Here is an 18,648-nt window from a genome sequence, read left to right as displayed (position 1 = left end):
GTTGTGGCTGTGATTTTTTTTCACGAAGATAAGGACCAATTGCGGTCAGTTTAGACATTAAACGTCCATGTGGTGGAAAGCTTGTTGCTATTGTCATTGTATTCTCCATCCATAGTCAGCAGTATTTGATACACGAGTAAGACTTACTATCCTTTTATTACCCATAGCGTCATAAATACGCTTAGCATAATTTATTATAGTATGGATACAATTTAACAAAATAACAAACCATAGTCGCTAATTTTGCTAACAATATCATGACAATATATTACTTATAAAAAAACGGAATCGCACCATAATGCAATTCCGTTATTATAAATATTATCTGTTAGCGTGATAGCTACTGCATTTTATCATCTAACCAGTTAACCACTTCGGTCATCACTCGATGATAACCATCATAAATGGGTTTTTCAGGTAACGTAATCGCTTTACCGCCATAACTTGATAATGCAATAAGTTGATTATCCATTTCTGGGCAAATCGGATCATTTTTCAAACTAATACCTAACATCGGAATATCAACTCGACGACGACCTAAAATACCTTGATTTTTTAATGACCATGCAGGCAGATGAGATTTAATGCTGGCTTCTGCTTGGCCACTCTTCCCCATTCGAGAAGCTAGAACATCTAAATACATCCGTGGCATTTTATCTAATAACTTGGGTTGAGTAAGAAAGCTATTAATTGCACCACCAATACTGACACAAGTTTTTAAACGTGTCGGCTCCATAAAGCCCAGACGGATCGCAGCATTACCGCCCATACGTAATCCCACCATCGCGACATTACGGTTATCAACCCAAGGTACATCACGGATCTGTTGTAATAATGCTTGATGTAAACGGCTGGTATCTTCGGTTAAATTCCAGCGGTCACTATGGCCAACAGATGGCATGTCGAGCGTTACCATCGCATACCCTGCTGGGCCTAAATAATCTTTATATAATCGCCACAAATCACTTTGTAATGTCGCTAAACCACCACTGACAATAACCGTTGGCAATAACTTATCGGTGCGTGGTAAATGAATGAATGCCTCAAAGGTCTTATTTTCATATTTAACATCAATTTTACGCATATCATGCGGTCGAAGCTCAATCGCTTCACGGTAACTTTGATTGGCTTGTAGCTCAGCTTGATCAGCCAGTTGATCGCCTTTTATATAAGGATATGCGGCAATACTGTAGTGAGTACTCGCTTTGAACAATAATTCTGATGCTGCTAGCTTATCGCCATTGATGACAGCCGTACGCGCTAATTGCTGATAACTAGATGCAACTTGTGACCATTCATAAGTCCAATTACCAGAACGGTAACCAATAACCGTATCTAACAAATGCTCACTCGTACGTGGTGCAGTTGAAGCTGCTATCCGTGCCAATACCGCTTCTTGCTCAATAGGATCAACACCTTGCCATATCCATTGTGGGCGTCGCAAAACACGATACCATCCCAGCTGACTTTCACCATCAAATGCATTGTTTACATCACCACTACGGACATGTGCAATTTTAACAATATTCGATGTCTCTTTGCTGGTTTGACGTGGTGCAAATAACTTCTCTGATAAATTTTGTTTTGATGGTTCAGACACGGTATCCTCCAGCGTATATATCACTTCACTTAATAGACTTAGATAATATACCTAAACCGCAGCCAATAAATAAAATCCATAAAAAAAGACGCCAACAAGGTGGCATCTTCAATAAAACTTAGTTTCCAAAGCCGATCATCAACATCAAATCACAGCGTCAATTAATTAGCCTCAGACAACATAATTATTTTTTAGCAATCGGATCAACGTAAGTAACCGCCATATCCCAAGGTTGTTCAATCCAAGTGTCTTGTGGAATGCTGACAACAAAATCATCCACTAAATGTTGACCCGCAGGCTTTGCACATACTGTCACAAATTTAGCACGTGGGTACATTTCACGGATTTTTTCTGCAGTACCGCCAGTATCAACTAAATCGTCAACCACGATAAAACCTTCACCATCACCATCAGCTTTTTTGATCACATTCATATCACGTTGATGATCATGATCATAGCTTGCAATACATACGGTATCAATATGACGAATACCTAATTCACGCGCCAAAATAGCTGCAGGCACTAAACCGCCACGGCTAACTGCAATAATACCAGTCCACTGTTCAGCCGGTAGCAATTTCTCTGCTAGCTGGCGTGTGTACATCTGCATGTTATCCCAAGTGATGACGAATTTATTACTCATAGTAAAACAACCTCTGAAACTGCGATTAAAAAATCGCATAAATTTATATAAACGTGAATAATATTACGCTTATAAGAAAATAATCTTCGCAAGGAATAACGCTGAAATAACCCAAACACTGATATTTACTTCGCGTCCCTTGCCACTTAATGCTTTAACTACCGCAAAAGTAATGAAACCAAGACCAATACCTTCTGCAATCGAGTACGTTAAAGGCATCAGCAAACACACAACCACAACAGGCGCTGCTTCTGTTAAATCTCGCCAATCAATAGACACCAAACCTGACATCATCAAAATGGCAACATAAAATAGCGCACCAGCAGTAGCGTACACCGGAACCATACCAGCCAATGGTGCAAAAAATAACGCTAATAAGAATAACACGCCAACCGTAACGGCAGTTAGACCTGTACGACCGCCAACTGCGACACCCGACACACTCTCAACAAAAGATGTGGTATTTGAGGTACCCAGCAATGCACCAATTGAAGTCGCTGTACTATCTGCTAATAGTGCGCGGTTTAAACGCGGTAATTTACCGTCTTCACCAATCAAGTTTGCTTTGGTCGCAACACCGACTAATGTGCCCGCGGTATCAAATAAATCGACAAACAAAAACGCAAACACAATTGAAATTAAACCCACTTCCATTGCACCTGAAAAATCAAGTTGCATAAAAGTCGGTGCAATACTTGGTGGCATAGACATAATGCCGTTGTAATCAACTTCTCCGACAATAATACTGATCGTCGTTACAATTAAAATCGCAATTAACACCGCCGCTTTAAAGCCACGCTGTACTAAACCAATCGTTAAAAAGAAACCTAACGCCGCCATAATTGCAGAGAAGCTAGTTAAATCACCTGCCGTCACTAATGTTGCAGGGCTTGCAACGACAATGCCTGATGTTTGCAGAGCAATAAATGCTAAAAACAAACCAATACCGGCTGAAATACCGATACGTAATGAATGCGGAATGGCGTTGATGATCCACTCACGTACTCGCATGACGCTAAGTGCAATAAAACATAAACCCGATAAGAACACCGCGGCTAATGCTACTTGCCATGTATGCCCCATGCCTAACACAACGGTATAGGTAAAAAATGCGTTAAGTCCCATGCCTGGCGCTTGTGCCACTGGATAATTAGCATAAAAACCCATTACAAAGCAGCCAATCATTGCTGCTAAACAAGTTGCAACAAACACTGCACCTTGGTCCATTCCTGTGCTGGCTAGCATAGTGGGGTTTACAAAAATAATATAAGCCATTGTCAGGAAAGTAGTTACACCAGCCATAATTTCAGTGCGTACTGTTGTGCCATGTTCTTTGAGTTTAAATAACTTTTCTAGCATGTTTCTCGGTTCCTTAGAGAGACGCAATAAAGTAACAAACAAAGTTAAGAAATAGAAAACGATTGCGCAATCCATTTCGGCGCTGATTATAATCATGCGATAACGCAATTTCCAGATTTTATCGTTGAAAAGCGTAAAACAATAACTATCTGTCTTTACACAACCGAAGCAAGGTCAATTTAAAGTATATTTATCAGTAAATTAGAAACAAAGCCGTCATGGCTGTTTTTTGAGCATTTTGTTTTTAAACCACTAAATAAGAGTTAACAAAGACCGATAACCAGAACAAAAATGAGGATATAACCTAAAAAACAGCTAAAAAAAACGCCACTTCAAATAAGAAGTGGCGGCAGAATGTTGCAGATAACAGAATAACGTTATCGATATATTCTTAAATTAAGGGAATGAACAAACTTATATTTTGTCTCGTTGAAGAACAACCAAACAATGAAAACGGGTTAGTAACGGTATGGAGACGGGTAATGGAAATTGCTGGTATATACCGCACGGTTATTCCAAAAATGTGTCATTGAAGAAAAAATTTTCATTTAAATCACCTTAATCATAAGTACACCAACATATAACTGTTGGCGGGTTGCCATCATGGCCCACTTATTCTCGGTTCCTTGGAGGCGATATCTCGGGTTCATCCTGAACATGTCGTGTTAATTATCGTGCCAATCATTATGGCTTGTCTAAACTATAGCCAAAATGAAATAAAATTACAATATTTATTTTAACTAGATCACACTTTTTGGATCAATCACTTGAAACATCATCTTTGTGGTAACTTTATTACATCACCGTTTAGTTCTGTTTCGATTTAACGCCTTTTTGATTACAAAATATGCATAACCATACTGCAAACTGAGGATGACGCTATCATTGACACTATAACTACAGAAATCAGTGGTCTAAGATTTTATTATTTGCGCTATCTCCCCTAAAGCCAGAGTGATATGCTAAAACCAAAGCGATACACATACTCGCTACCTTATTTTGTCATTTTACGGCTAAAACCCTACAAAATGACACTAGCCCAATCTCGTATATAAAAAGGAAGGCTACCGTGTCTGAAATTACTCAACTATCACCAACAGCTGTTTGGCATTTCTTTGATCAGATTTGTTCTATCCCGCACCCATCTAAATATGAAGAGCAACTGGCACAATATATTGTGTCATTTGCGCAAGCTGAAGGGCTAGATGTTCGCCGTGATAATACTGGCAACGTAATTATCAAAAAGCCAGCAACCGCTGGTATGGAAAACCGTAAAGGTGTTGTACTTCAAGCACACATTGATATGGTGCCACAAAAAAATGAAGACACAGTACACGACTTTACCCAAGATCCAATTCTGCCATTTATTGATGGTGAATGGGTAACAGCAACAGGGACAACATTAGGTGCTGATAACGGCATGGGCATGGCGACTTGTCTAGCTATTCTAGCGGCTAAAGACATCGAACATGGTCCATTAGAAGTCTTATTGACCATCGATGAAGAAACAGGCATGACAGGCGCTTTTGGCTTAGAAGCGGGTTGGCTTGAGGGTGATATTCTATTGAATACTGACTCTGAGCAAGAAGGCGAAGTTTACATGGGTTGCGCAGGCGGTGTCGATGTTGCGTTGACCATTGATATTCAACGCGAAGCTATTCCGGCGGAACATCAACCAATTAAATTAGTCGTTAAAGGCCTAAAAGGCGGTCACTCAGGCTGTGATATTCACACAGGTCGTGGCAACGCAAATAAAATAATGGCGCGTTTCTTAGTGGGTCATGCTAATGAGCTTGATTTACGCATCAACAATTTCACCGGTGGTAGCTTACGTAATGCCCTGCCACGTGAAGCAAGCGTTGTTGCAACATTACCGGCAGCAAACATCGACAAACTTAATGCATTATTTGCTGAATACCAACAAATCGTGAGTGCTGAATTAGGCCATGTTGAAACAGACATTACCTTATTTACTGAAGCATGTGCACAGCCTAACGATGTAATGGTACTAACCGATCAAACACGTTTAATGCATACGTTAAATGTTTGTCCTAACGGTGTTATTCGCATGAGCGATGACATTGAAGGCGTAGTAGAAACATCATTAAACATGGGTGTAATCACTACCGAAACAAACACAGTAACGATCCTATGTCTGATTCGTTCATTGATCGATTCTGGTCGTAGCTACGTTGAAGGTATGCTGCAATCATTAGCGACAATTACTGGCGCACAGTGTGTTTCATCGGGTGCATACCCAGGTTGGAAACCTGATGCTGATTCTGAAATCATGCAAGTATTCCGTGATACCTACCAGCAGATGTATGGTAATAAACCTAACATCATGGTGATCCACGCAGGTCTTGAGTGCGGTCTATTTAAAGAACCGTACCCAGAAATGGACATGTTATCATTTGGTCCTACAATCAAATTCCCACACTCTCCTGATGAGAAAGTGAAAATTGATACGGTACAAATGTTCTGGGATCAAATGTTAGCGATTCTAAAAAATATTCCTGTTAAAAAATAACGCGAATAGTTCATTTGAAAACCAGATCAAAAACGGGCCTTGCGCCCGTTTTTATTATTCAGCATTCTGGTGATCGCAAACACAATCAAAAACTAAATGATAATTGCTGGGCTTTTAATCCTTGCTCTAACCCGACACTTAACCCAATCAGACGAATCTCTCGACCTTGTTGACGCGTCAATGCTTCTTTTAAGAGTGTCACAAATTGTTGTTTATCCAGTTTAGGGCAACTATGTTCTACTGTCGTTTGCTGAAAATCGGCAAATTTTACTTTCACCCCTTGTTTAGCAATATTCAATTGGGGCCGTACTTTTCGCAATCGCTGTTCAAGTTCTAAATGTAAGTGCTCAATCACCTGCCAACACTCATCATAACTACTAATATTTTTATTAAACGTCCGCTCAACCCCAACCGATTTCCGCTGACGTTCAACAATTACTTCTCGCTCATCGATACCATGAGCACGCAACCATAATGATTGTCCAAACTTGCCAAACTGCTGTAACAACTGCTGTTGCGCATAATTTTGCACATCTCGACCAACATATAATCCTTGCTGGTGCAGTTTTTGAATAGTCACTTTGCCCACGCCTGGAATTTTCTCCAGTTTAAGCTCAGCAACAAAATCATCCACTTGTTCGGGGGTTACCACATATTGACCATTGGGCTTATTAAGATCCGAAGCCACTTTAGCGATAAACTTAACCGGTGCAACCCCAGCAGAGGCCGTAAGTTGCAACTCTTGTTCAATCGTTTGACGAATATGTTGTGCTATTAATGTTGCAGAGCCATGGAGAATTTCACACTCTGTGACATCTAAATAAGCTTCATCCAATGACAGCGGCTCAATTTTATCGGTATAACGGGCAAAGATAGCGCGTATTTGCTGGGAAACTTGGCGATAAACCTCCATTCGACCACGAACCAAGGTTAAATGTGGGCACAGTTTCATCGCTTGTGCGGTTGGCATTGCTGAATGTACACCGTATTGACGTGCTAGATAGTTACAGGTACTGACCACACCACGTTGCTCAGATCGTCCACCAATAGCAATCGGTATATCGCGTAAAGTGGGATCATCACGCATTTCTACGGCGGCATAAAAGCAATCCATATCAACATGGATAATTTTACGTTGGATAGGCAATGGATTGGTCACAGTAAATACTCATTAATGAACACAGCAAATAACTGTTTTTATATACAGCTATTATACGTCAATTTACTGAATCGGTGCCAATATCGCAATGATCTATTTTTCAAAATAGGGACAATTGATAATATGAGATGAGGTATATCAGTGCACTTCTTTATCGGCTTTGATTTCACTTAAATTACACCCATAAAAAAACCTAGGCATGACAATTTCTTTGTCGTACCTAGGTTTCAGAGTAAGTAAGAACTTACATAATGTAATTAAAACCAATTATATAATCTGATTTTTCTTCCATTCAGCTTGACGTTCTGCGCGTGCTTCACGCTTTTTACGGGCATCACATGGTTCAGGACAATCACATTCTTTCACGATCCCAATCCCATCTAATCCGCCACAACTGCCACTCACTGATTTACGTTGGAAAATATACCCTACTGCCATTGCCAAAATAACCAGTAGAAAAACACCAAATGTTACTAAATAAATTGCCATGGATGATGCCTCTATTATTTTTTATCTACGTATTGCTCAAAGGTGTTTGATTTGTATTCAACAAAACCATCTTTGGTTTTTACAATCAACATCACTGGAATATTTTCTTGGTTAGCTAATGCAATTGATTCATCCTCACCCATTACAGAGAATGTGGTCGCGTAAGCATCGGCAGTCATACATGATGGCGCAATAACCGTTACCGACACCACATGATTCTCAATAGGACGACCGGTTTTAGGATTAATCAAATGCGAATAACGCACGCCGTTTTCATCAAAGTAATTACGGTAATCACCTGAGGTTGCAATCGCCATATCACCCGCTTGCAGAATTTCTTGTACAGCACGTTCATTCTCAACCGGTTTTTCTACCGCAATCCGCCATAAGATATTGGCTTTATTTTTACCTTGTAAGCGTAATTCACCGCCGATATCGACCATGAAATTCTTAACATGCAAATCATCTTTTAGATAGTCGGCTACAACATCTACCCCATAGCCTTTCGCAATTGAAGATAAATCCACATATAGCTTAGCTTCATCTTTGACTAATTTATTACCCGCTAACACTTGCAGATGTTGATAACCCACTTCTGAAAGACGAGTAGCAACCTCTTTATCGGTTGGAATCGATTCAGGGCGCGCTTCAGGGCCAAAACTCCATAAGTTAACCACCGGGCCGACGGTTACATCATAAGCCCCATTACTGACGTTAGAAATTCGCAGAGCTTCAGTGATCACTTTAGCCGTTGCTGCTGAGACTGGAAAAGGCTTATTGGCTGGGGCTTGATTAAATAAACTCAATTCTGAATTTGGACGGTAAGTCGACATTTGATCGTTAACCAACTCTAAGCGACGATCAATCTCTTGTTGAATCACTTTCGCGGTTGGTAAACCGTCTTGATCAATTATTTTAATTGAATAATAGGTTCCCATCGTCGAGCCATTAATAGTGATTTGCTGACGTTGTTCACCACAGCCAGCAAGCGCTAACAATGCTGTAACGACAACTACAGCCCGAATAAGGAACATTTTCATTCAACTACTCCAATGAAATAAAGGTAATTTTTACTCTAGTAACCATCATTAGCAATGACTTATAGATAATAACCACAATAAAAATAACATTATTATTCATTAATAATGAAAAAGGCTGACCTTAATAGGCCAGCCTTCTTTCAAGGCGAAGGGCTAGTAATTAGCCACCGAAATCATCCAATAGAATGTTTTCATCTTCAACACCAAGATCTTTCAGCATGCTGATAACAGCTGCGTTCATCATTGGTGGACCACACATGTAGTACTCACAATCTTCAGGTGCTTCATGATCACGTAAGTAGTTTTCATAAAGAACGTTGTGAATAAAGCCAGTGTAGCCATCCCAGTTATCTTCAGGCTGTGGATCAGACAACGCACAATGCCATACAAAGTTAGGATTTTCAGCTGCTAGTGAGTCAAAATCTTCTTCATAGAACATTTCACGCTTAGAACGCGCACCATACCAGTAAGACATCTTGCGCTTAGAGTGCAGACGCTTAAGTTGGTCGAAGATATGAGAACGCATTGGCGCCATACCTGCACCACCACCTACGAATACCATTTCATTGTCAGTGTCTTTAGCGAAGAACTCACCAAAAGGACCCGAAATAGTACACTTGTCGCCTTCTTTAAGCGACCAGATGAATGATGACATTTGACCAGGCGTTACATCAGGATTATTCGGCGGCGGCGTAGCGATACGCACGTTTAGCATAATAATACCGAACTCTTCTGGGTAGTTAGCCATTGAGTAAGCACGGATGATATCTTCATCAACCTTAGACTCGTAGCGGAACAAGTTAAACTTATCCCAGTCGCCACGGTACTCTTCTGGTACATCAAAGTCAGAGTATTTAATGTGGTGAGCAGGTGCTTCAATCTGGATGTAACCACCAGCACGGAAAGGTACTGTTTCGCCATCTGGAATTTGAAGCTTAAGCTCTTTGATGAAGGTTGCTTTGTTATCGTTAGAGATAACTGAACATTCCCACTTCTTCACACCAAAAATTTCTTCAGGAAGCTCGATGTCCATGTCAGATTTAACGTTAACCTGACACGCTAGACGTTCGCCTTCACGTGCTTCACCTTTAGAAATGTGATCAAGTTCTGTTGGTAGAATATCACCACCGCCAGATTTGATTTTTACACGACACTGACCACAAGAACCACCGCCACCACATGCTGAAGATACAAAAATACCGTTAGCAGAAAGTGCTGTCAGTAATTTACCGCCCGCACCTGTAGTGATCGCTTTTTCTGGATCGCCGTTTACTGAAATAGTAATGTCACCTGATGGTACTAGCTTAGATTTAGCGAATAAAATCACTAAAACTAGAGCCAGGATAATCAAGGTAAACATGCCTACGCCAAGAATAATATCCATTGACTATTCCTTCCTTATCCTGATTACAGCTGTACGCCAGAGAACGACATAAAGCCTAGCGCCATAAGACCTACAGTGATAAAGGTAATACCTAAACCACGTAGACCCGCAGGTACATCTGAGTATTTCATCTTCTCACGGATACCCGCAAGCGCAACAATTGCCAACATCCAACCAACACCAGAGCCGAAGCCATAGACGATTGATTCTGTGAAGTTGTAATCACGCTGCACCATGAAAGATACACCACCGAAGATTGCACAGTTAACTGTGATCAACGGTAAGAAAATACCTAGTGCGTTGTATAGCGGCGGGAAAAAGCGGTCAAGAACCATTTCAAGGATCTGAACCAATGCCGCGATAACACCAATGAACGTAATAAAGTTCAAGAAGGTAAGGTCTACACCTGGGAAAATCGCACCATCTTTAAGTACATAGTTGTACACAAGATTGTTTAACGGTACTGATAATGTAAGTACTACGATTACCGCAACACCCAGACCAAAAGAGGTCTTAACTTTCTTAGACACTGCTAAGAAAGTACACATACCCAAGAAGAAAGATAACGCCATGTTCTCGATAAAAATCGAACGAATCAATAGGCTTAAATAATGTTCCATATTCCTCTTACTCCTTCGATTCTATTTGTTCTGGACGGAAAGTACGAATAATCCAGATCATGAAACCAATTAGGAAGAATGCAGAAGGAGCTAATAGCATTAGACCGTTCGGATGATACCAACCGCCATCAGAAGCCAGTGGCAATACCTGCATACCAAATAACTTACCTGAGCCTAAAAGCTCACGGAAGAAAGCCACAGTAATAAGTACAAAACCGTAACCTAAACCGTTACCAATACCGTCAATAAATGCCGGAATTGGTGGTGATTTCATTGCGTATGCTTCCGCACGACCCATTACGATACAGTTAGTAATGATCAAGCCAACAAATACAGATAGCTGCTTTGATACATCGTAAAGGTATGCACGTAATACTTCGTCAACTACGATTACCAATGAAGCGATAATCGCCATTTGCGCAATAATACGGACGCTGTTTGGAATTTGATTACGAACTAATGATACGAAGAAGTTCGAAAATGCAGTTACCAATGTTACTGCAATTGTCATTACAAACGCAGTTTCTAACTTAGTAGTTACCGCTAACGCTGAACAAACACCAAGAATTTGTAATGCAATTGGGTTATTGCTGATAAAAGGTCCAAATAGGATCTTTTTCATTTCTTTAGTATCAGCCATTATTCAGATCTCCTGCACGTAACTTAGCAAGGTAAGGACCAAAGCCCTGTGCACCGAACCAGAAATCGAAGGTATGCTGTACGCCGTTACTTGTTAGCGTTGCACCAGAAAGACCATCAACTTGGTGATCAGTACCTACAGGTGCGCCACCCTTAAGGATCTTAATTGCAGGCTTGAAGTTCATATCATACAACTTCTTACCAACAAACTGCTCACGCCATGTAGGGTTTTCAACTTCACCACCTAGTCCAGGAGTTTCCGCCTGATCGTAGTAAGTGATGCCGTCAATAGTATTACCATCGGTTGCAACAGCAACGAATGCATACATCATTGACCATAAACCGTTACCGTGAATAGGTAGGATCACTTTAGTCAGTGTACCTGCTGCATCTTTAACAAGATAAACAGTCGCTACGTTTGCACGACGAATAATCTTCGCGAAATCTTCGTTTGCTGGAAGTTTGATAGATTCTTTATCATTCTTCGCGGCGTCACGTTGATTATATTTAGCTGCATTTTCACCAGCAACTTCAGCAACATAGTTACCTGTATCAATGTTTACCAGCTTAGGCTCGATAAACTGCTTATAGGTTTGCTGAATGTTAGTGTCTTTATTCAACAGACCTGCAACAGCAAGAATGTTGCGTTGTACGTCAAGTACCGCATTTTCTTGCTGCTTTGGACGTAGAACAACGGCTGCTGTAGATACGATGATTGAACACACTAGGCTCAATACCACCACAAAAATCAGCGTTCTTGAGAAGCTATCCTTATTACTTGCCATGACGAGCCAGTCTCCGTTTGATGTTGCCTTGAACAACTAGATTGTCAAATAGAGGTGCAAATAGGTTAGCAAATAGAATTGCTAGCATCATACCTTCAGGATATGCAGGGTTAACTACACGTACCATTACAGCCATTGCACCGATCAATGCGCCATACCACCATTTTGCTTTATTGGTGAACGCAGCTGACACTGGATCTGTCGCCATAAACATCATACCAAATGCAAAACCACCTAGAACTAGGTGCCACTGCCAAGGCATGTTGAACATTGGATTAGTATCTGAACCAATGATATTAAATAGCGTTGCAGCAACGATCATACCGATCATTGTACCGGCGATGATGCGCCATGAAGCAATGCCCATAATAACAATAAATGCACCACCAATAAGGATAGCAAGTGTTGATACTTCACCAATTGAACCTGGAAGATGACCAACGAAAGCGTCCATCCAAGTGATTGATTGACCAGTAATAGTGTTAACTACGTCTGCTTGACCACCTTGAGACCACTGACTTAGCGGTGTCGCGCCAGAGAAACCATCCGCCGCATTCCATACTAGGTCGCCAGAAATCTGACCTGGGTATGCGAAGAATAGGAAAGCACGACCAGCAAGTGCTGGGTTAAGGAAGTTACGACCGGTACCACCAAAAATTTCTTTTGCGACAACGACACCAAAGGTAATACCTAAAGCTGCTTGCCAAAGTGGTAGTGTTGGCGGAACGATCAAAGCAAATAAGATTGAGGTTACGAAGAAGCCTTCGTTAACTTCATGCTTACGCACCATACAGAACAACACTTCCCAGAAACCGCCTACTGCAAATACCACTGCGTAGATAGGAAGGAAATATGTTGCACCCAGTAGCATTTTGCTACCCCAGCCAGCAGACGCTGATAGCGTGCCACCTAACATTTGGGTAAACCAGTAATGCCAGTCAGCAGCAATAACTGCTGTTAGTTTGTCTGCTGTGTATAAGTGGTTAAGACCAGCAATAGCTTGATCACCTACGTTATACATACCCCAGAACATCGCTGGGAATACCGCAAACCATACCATGATCATGATACGTTTTAGATCGATACTGTCACGAACATGCGCAGATGAACGCGTCACTTGTCCTGGCGTATACATAAGAGTGGCAAACGCTTCATATAGCGCAAACCAACGCTCATGCTTACCACCTGGTTCAAAGTGGTGCTCGATATCTTCGAGGAAATTCTTGAAACCCATGAATTACCCTTCCTTCTCAATTTTGTCCAGACACTCACGCATCATTGGACCAAACTCATATTTACCAGGACACACGAACGTACATAGCGCTAGATCTTCTTCATCCAGTTCTAGTAAGCCCAACTGTTGTGCACTGTCAATATCACCTGCACATAAATCACGCAGTAATAACGTTGGTTCAATATCAAGCGGCATTACTTTTTCGTAATTACCGATTGGCACCATCGCACGTTCACTACCGTTCGTCGTTGTTGTCATATTGAACAACTGACCAGGGAAGAACTGGCTCATAAAGGCGCGAGTAACAGAAAACTTGTTTTTACCTGGAACAATCCAGCCCAAGAATTCTTTTTCATAGCCTTCACGTAGTGCAGAAACTTGTAAGTGGTAACGACCAAGGTATCCATGAACACCTTCTGCCTTAACACCGTTAAGTACTGAACCTGATAGTACGCGCAATTGACCTGGCATCATTTCTGAATCAGTGATATCAGAAATAGACGCACCGATTCGTGTGCGAACTAAACGCGGATTAGTAACAACAGGACCAGCAAGCGCTACTACACGATCAGTAAAAATTTCACCAGTAAGGAACAACTTACCAAACGCAATCACGTCTTGGTAATTAATGTTCCAGGCAATATTTTTAGCATCCGCACCGAACAACATATGAATATGTGTACCGGCTAAACCTGCAGGGTGTGGACCGTTAAATACATGCTCTTCCACATTCGCTTCCGCTGAACGAGGTAGGCTTGCACCTGATTTACAAACGTAAACCTTGCCACTAGTCAAACGTGAAAGCACAGTTAAACCAGCAATGAACGCATCATTTTGCTCATTGATGATAACTTCTGGGTTAGCAGCCAGTGGATTAGTATCCATTGCTGTAACAAAAATTGCTTTCGACTCTGAGCCTACAGCAGGTACTTTGCTAAACGGACGCGTACGAAGCGCAGTCCACATACCTGATTCAACTAATTGATCAACCACAACCGCACGGCTTAACTGTGCTAATTGCGCTGCATCATATTTATTAAATGTGATTTGCTCATCACCTTCTACATCAATAACCACTGATTGTAGAACGCGCTTAGCACCACGATTAACTTCAATTACCTTGCCGCTAGCTGGTGCAGTGAATTTAACACCCGGATTCTTCTTATCTTCAAAAAGAATCTGACCTTTTTTCACTACATCCCCTACGCGAGTATGCATTGTAGGACGCATACCAACATATTCTTCGCCAAGCAAGGCGACTTTAGAGATGGCATTACCATCGTGTATCGCCTGGGCAGGAGTCCCTGAGATTGGGATATCCAAACCCTTTTTTATTGTAATCATACGCACTTGCACTACATTAAAGGGAAAAAAGAATTTTCATATTGCGCATTTAAGACACTACGTTTCTTGGCCTGATATCGATGAACAGGCAGTGATAACAACCACTAAACGACTCTGTATCGCAACATCCAGTTAACTATCTCGCTACAAACACTAATAAACGAGTAATTTTTCAGCCCGCGATTCTACCATTAATTAAGTCGTTTTTTCTATGGTAATCCACGCGATTCCGTGTGAAAACCACGCAACAAATAAGACGCAATAGGTTTATTAACCAATAAATATGATCAACTGCACATTTACAGGATATTTTTACATAAATATGAATTTTTAAATCCAATCATTTTATTAACAATGCTGCAAAAAACACCAATCAATAACACATCACATCAACATGACGGCAAAGTTATTATCAACCATGAGATATTCAGTATTATTTTAACGATGCCATTAACATTATACCCTTAATTTTATCAACCACTGTTAGCACTGTAAGCGCTTCAAAATGACAAAAAAAAGCCGTATTATTAACGACTTTTTGATAATTAATTCTCTTATTACTTATCGAGTGTTGATCCACCATGACATTTGGGTGATGCCGGTGCATTCAGTTGTTGCTGCCATTCTGATTCTGTATAAGTATGAATTGCAAGTGCATGAATATGATTTGCTAATTCATTCGCTAAGCACTGATTTACCGCACGATGACGGGTAATAAGACGTTGACCTTCAAACTGAGCACTCACGACCACAACTTTGAAATGACTTTCAGAGCCTTCAGGTACATTGTGCATGTAACTTTCATTGATTACGTCAACATACACAGGATCAAAACTGTGCATTAACTTTGTCTCTATTTGGGGTTGAATCATAATATCCTCAGCTAAAAAAGCGATTTAGGCCACGAACCACAACAATCGCTCATTATTATGGTGTTAACTTGATAGATTTCCTTTCAAGCTTTTCACTGTTCTGCGAAAATGCTCTATCATTTCGTCAACATACTCGAAAGTTATTATTAATGAAACCAGAGCTAACCTTGCACCAACGTACTTTAACGCTAACCCGTTTTCCTGTACGCAAAAATGAAACCCTGCAAGCATGGGATGCCGCAGATGAATATTTGATCAATCATTGCCATGCAATGGCGCTTGATCCTCAACGTCCGATCTTAATCATCAATGATAATTTTGGTGCATTGAGTTGTTGGTTTGCAAATCAAGCCCCTGTTACCACTGTGACTGATTCATTTATTACTCAACAAGCCATTACTAATAACCTCAACGAAAATAATTTACCGGCCATTACTATTCTCGATTGTTTAGCCGATTTACCCACTAACCCACAATTGGTTTTGGTTAAGCAACCTAAAAATAATCGCCTGCTTAGTTGGCAACTACAGCAACTGTGCCATTTATTACCACAAGATTGTGTGGTGATTACCGCAGGTAAAGTAAAAGATATTCATTCATCGACTTTAAAATTGTTTGAAAAATATTTAGGTCAAACTAAAACATCACTGGCGGTTAAAAAAGCGCGTTTGATTTTTACTACCGTCAATAAATCATTAGCAGCCCCAATGCCACAGCCAACAAGCTGGACGGTACCTGAGCATGATTTAACCATTACTAACTATGCCAATGTATTTTCAAGTGATAGTTTAGATATTGGTGGTCGATTTTTGTTAGATTTCATTCCATCAAAACCTCAATATAAAGACATTATTGATCTTGGCTGTGGTAATGGCGTCATCGGTATTAAAGCTGCGCGCTTAAATCCACATGCTAATATTACCTGTGTTGATGAAAGTTTTATGGCTGCCGCTTCTTGTCGAGAAAATGCACAACTAAATCTTACTAGTACAAAAAACTTCAATGTTATGGTCGCCAACTGCTTAGATGACTTTAACAATCAAAGTGCCGATCTGGTGTTATGTAACCCACCGTTCCACCAAAACAACACCATTACCGATCATATTGCTTGGCAAATGTTCTGTGACGCCCAACGAGTATTACGCCCACAGGGTGAGTTAATCATCATTGGTAATCGCCAGTTAAAGTACCATGAAAAATTAAATCGTATTTTCGATAAAGTCGATACCGTTGGCCATAACGATAAATTTGTTGTCTTACGCGCAATAAAATAAACCGAGACTTATTGCCGTCTAAATCAATCTTTACACGGCAGTAACTACTGACTACACAGATAAGCAAAGGGAATGCTTTATGATAAAAAAATACGTTATTCTAGCATCAACATTAATCTTGAGTGCCTGTGCAGCTACACAGCCCCCACCACCACTGACATTAACGCCAACCGCTGTCTTTACCTCAAAGCCATGGGCTAACCATAAAGCCCTCAACCTTACGAGTGTAGATAAAGCCCCCAATCGCTATATTGCAGCCATTGATAGCGGTACTGAAAATGTGCAAGTTATTCAACCTCAACAGCCTGTTTCAACCACATTACGCCAAGCATTAACACAGCAGCTTAGCGGCCAAGGATTTCGCATTACCGACAATGCGACATCCACCATGGTCATTACGGTTGAAAAAGCCTTAGTGACTGTTAAGCAAAAGCTCGTAAAATATAACATGCACAGTGAGTTACAATTAACACTGACAGTAAATACCCCTGATGGACAATTTATAAAGCGTTATTCTGGTCGTTCAAGCCGTGAAGACGCACTAAAAGCATCACCTAAAGATATTGCAACAAGCATGAATAAACTCATGGATTCTGTACTCAATGAAATCGCTAGCGATAGTGAATTAAATAAATACCTTAAGGAGAATATATAATGTCGCGTTTTTTATTAGCTTTATGCTTATTGGTTGCATTACCTGTTAGCGCTGCAACCAAAGTACTTGTCACCACAAATTTAGGTCAATTTACGGTTGAACTCAATGAGGCTAAAGCGCCTATTACTACCAAAAACTTTTTACGCTATGTCGATGATGGTAGCTATGTGGGTACTATTTTTCATCGGGTTATCCCTGGTTTTATGGCGCAAGGCGGTGGCTTTGATCAAGCACTAAAGCAACGTCCTAGCTACCCAGCAATCAAAAATGAAGCTGACAATGGCTTACCTAACAATATCGCTACCATTGCAATGGCTCGCACTCAAAATCCAGATTCAGCCACGCGTCAATTTTATATCAACCTCGCAAATAATGATTTCTTAAACACTCAAGGCAGCCGAACAGGCTATGCTGTATTTGGTAAGGTAATAAAAGGTTTTCCTGTTGTTGAAAAAATGGCAACCATACCAACAGGCTCAGATCCACGCACAGGTATGAGTGATGTTCCACAACAGCCTATTATTATTGAGGCTATGAAAGTCATTAAATAATGTGATTACGTCGCCTGTGCGTAGTCACTCACGTAACAGGTGACGTCTTATGTTAACACTTGCTTATAATCGACCAACGATACCAGAACAACAACAAGAACAGTATTTACAACAATTTGTTGTCGATAATGCCCCCATTTTAGCGCTCAATGCCATTGCCGCTAGCCATGGTGATATTACGTACCTTCAACTGCAAAACTTATTTAACCATCAATTGGCTCAATGGTGGGCCCTCCCCCACGATAATCCACAGCCAGCAAATCAATATGAAGTCAGCTACTGGTCGTTAGTCGAAACATTAAATGGCATTAGTGATTATCAATTAATGGGAAATAACTTTATCCAACACAAAGTCGCCGCCCTCAGCTGTTATTTACTCAACATTGGCCCTTGTCCAACGCTTGCTCCCGTTAATCGTCCTTGATATCCATTCATCACTCTGGTGCAATAATTTCTATAAAACATGCTAT

18 protein-coding genes are annotated in these 18,648 nt (G+C 40.7%); 5 read left to right on the top strand and 13 right to left on the bottom strand.

All coding sequences use genetic code 11. From position 1 onward, the window contains the following. Positions 1–340 precede the first annotated feature (340 nt). From frsA to BTO21_RS01360, 3 genes are all read right to left on the bottom strand, one after another. Positions 341–1,600 carry an esterase FrsA gene (frsA, locus tag BTO21_RS01370; RefSeq protein ID WP_045031147.1) on the bottom strand — a complete coding sequence of 420 codons (1,260 nt, stop codon included), beginning with the start codon at positions 1,598–1,600 and terminating at the stop codon, positions 341–343. A gap of 184 nt (positions 1,601–1,784) precedes the next feature. Further along, positions 1,785–2,243 carry a xanthine phosphoribosyltransferase gene (gene gpt / locus BTO21_RS01365; protein ID WP_045031148.1) on the bottom strand — a complete coding sequence of 153 codons (459 nt, stop codon included), beginning with the start codon at positions 2,241–2,243 and terminating at the stop codon, positions 1,785–1,787. A gap of 69 nt (positions 2,244–2,312) precedes the next feature. Next, complete coding sequence (locus BTO21_RS01360; protein ID WP_045031150.1) at positions 2,313–3,602, bottom strand: NCS2 family permease; 1,290 nt, start codon at positions 3,600–3,602, stop codon at positions 2,313–2,315. Positions 3,603–4,671: 1,069 nt separating this feature from the next. Between BTO21_RS01360 and BTO21_RS01355 the strand changes: the two genes are divergently transcribed. Continuing rightward, complete coding sequence (locus BTO21_RS01355; RefSeq protein ID WP_045031152.1) at positions 4,672–6,132, top strand: aminoacyl-histidine dipeptidase; 1,461 nt, start codon at positions 4,672–4,674, stop codon at positions 6,130–6,132. A gap of 85 nt (positions 6,133–6,217) precedes the next feature. On the opposite strand, the gene dinB is transcribed toward BTO21_RS01355, so the two are convergent. The 10 genes from dinB to bolA form a co-directional block, all read right to left on the bottom strand. Further along, positions 6,218–7,291: a DNA polymerase IV gene (dinB, locus tag BTO21_RS01350; RefSeq protein WP_045031153.1), complete on the bottom strand. Its 1,074-nt coding sequence runs from the start codon at positions 7,289–7,291 to the stop codon at positions 6,218–6,220. A gap of 267 nt (positions 7,292–7,558) precedes the next feature. Further along, positions 7,559–7,780, bottom strand: a complete 222-nt coding sequence (nqrM, locus tag BTO21_RS01345) for a (Na+)-NQR maturation NqrM (protein WP_045031155.1) — start codon at positions 7,778–7,780, stop codon at positions 7,559–7,561. A 14-nt stretch (positions 7,781–7,794) separates the two neighbouring features. After that, positions 7,795–8,820 carry an FAD:protein FMN transferase gene (locus BTO21_RS01340; RefSeq protein WP_045031157.1) on the bottom strand — a complete coding sequence of 342 codons (1,026 nt, stop codon included), beginning with the start codon at positions 8,818–8,820 and terminating at the stop codon, positions 7,795–7,797. Positions 8,821–8,980: 160 nt separating this feature from the next. Beyond that, complete coding sequence (nqrF, locus tag BTO21_RS01335) at positions 8,981–10,204, bottom strand: NADH:ubiquinone reductase (Na(+)-transporting) subunit F (RefSeq protein ID WP_045031159.1); 1,224 nt, start codon at positions 10,202–10,204, stop codon at positions 8,981–8,983. A gap of 23 nt (positions 10,205–10,227) precedes the next feature. Then, positions 10,228–10,824: an NADH:ubiquinone reductase (Na(+)-transporting) subunit E gene (gene nqrE / locus BTO21_RS01330; protein ID WP_045031161.1), complete on the bottom strand. Its 597-nt coding sequence runs from the start codon at positions 10,822–10,824 to the stop codon at positions 10,228–10,230. Between the two features lie 7 nt (positions 10,825–10,831). Further along, on the bottom strand, positions 10,832–11,464 hold the full coding sequence (locus BTO21_RS01325) for an NADH:ubiquinone reductase (Na(+)-transporting) subunit D (RefSeq protein WP_045031163.1): 633 nt from the start codon (positions 11,462–11,464) through the stop codon (positions 10,832–10,834). After that, positions 11,457–12,248, bottom strand: a complete 792-nt coding sequence (locus BTO21_RS01320; RefSeq protein ID WP_045031165.1) for a Na(+)-translocating NADH-quinone reductase subunit C — start codon at positions 12,246–12,248, stop codon at positions 11,457–11,459. The genes BTO21_RS01325 and BTO21_RS01320 overlap by 8 nt, the downstream gene beginning before the upstream one ends. Next, positions 12,238–13,482, bottom strand: coding sequence for an NADH:ubiquinone reductase (Na(+)-transporting) subunit B (locus BTO21_RS01315; RefSeq protein ID WP_045031167.1), 1,245 nt, complete (start codon positions 13,480–13,482; stop codon positions 12,238–12,240). Before BTO21_RS01315 ends, BTO21_RS01320 begins: the two co-directional genes overlap by 11 nt. Before the next feature lie 3 nt (positions 13,483–13,485). Further along, complete coding sequence (locus BTO21_RS01310) at positions 13,486–14,826, bottom strand: Na(+)-translocating NADH-quinone reductase subunit A (protein ID WP_045031214.1); 1,341 nt, start codon at positions 14,824–14,826, stop codon at positions 13,486–13,488. 557 nt (positions 14,827–15,383) lie between these two features. After that, entirely contained in the window at positions 15,384–15,698 is a 315-nt protein-coding gene (gene bolA / locus BTO21_RS01305; protein WP_045031169.1) for a transcriptional regulator BolA, read from the bottom strand. 149 nt (positions 15,699–15,847) lie between these two features. On the opposite strand from bolA, the gene BTO21_RS01300 reads away from it, so the two are divergent. From BTO21_RS01300 to BTO21_RS01285, 4 genes are all read left to right on the top strand, one after another. Then, entirely contained in the window at positions 15,848–16,972 is a 1,125-nt protein-coding gene (locus BTO21_RS01300) for a methyltransferase (protein WP_045031171.1), read from the top strand. Between the two features lie 79 nt (positions 16,973–17,051). Then, positions 17,052–17,627 (top strand): YajG family lipoprotein, encoded by a 576-nt coding sequence (locus tag BTO21_RS01295; RefSeq protein ID WP_052672697.1) that lies wholly within the window; start codon positions 17,052–17,054, stop codon positions 17,625–17,627. After that, positions 17,627–18,178: a peptidylprolyl isomerase gene (locus BTO21_RS01290; protein WP_045031173.1), complete on the top strand. Its 552-nt coding sequence runs from the start codon at positions 17,627–17,629 to the stop codon at positions 18,176–18,178. Before BTO21_RS01295 ends, BTO21_RS01290 begins: the two co-directional genes overlap by 1 nt. Positions 18,179–18,227: 49 nt before the next feature. Continuing rightward, positions 18,228–18,602 (top strand): hypothetical protein, encoded by a 375-nt coding sequence (locus BTO21_RS01285; protein ID WP_045031176.1) that lies wholly within the window; start codon positions 18,228–18,230, stop codon positions 18,600–18,602. Positions 18,603–18,648 lie beyond the last annotated feature (46 nt).

It is taken from the genome of Photobacterium phosphoreum (genome assembly GCF_002954725.1).
Classification (GTDB): domain Bacteria; phylum Pseudomonadota; class Gammaproteobacteria; order Enterobacterales; family Vibrionaceae; genus Photobacterium; species Photobacterium phosphoreum.
Note: the sequence above shows the minus strand (reverse complement) of the source record. Positions and strands in the feature narration are given on the sequence as shown.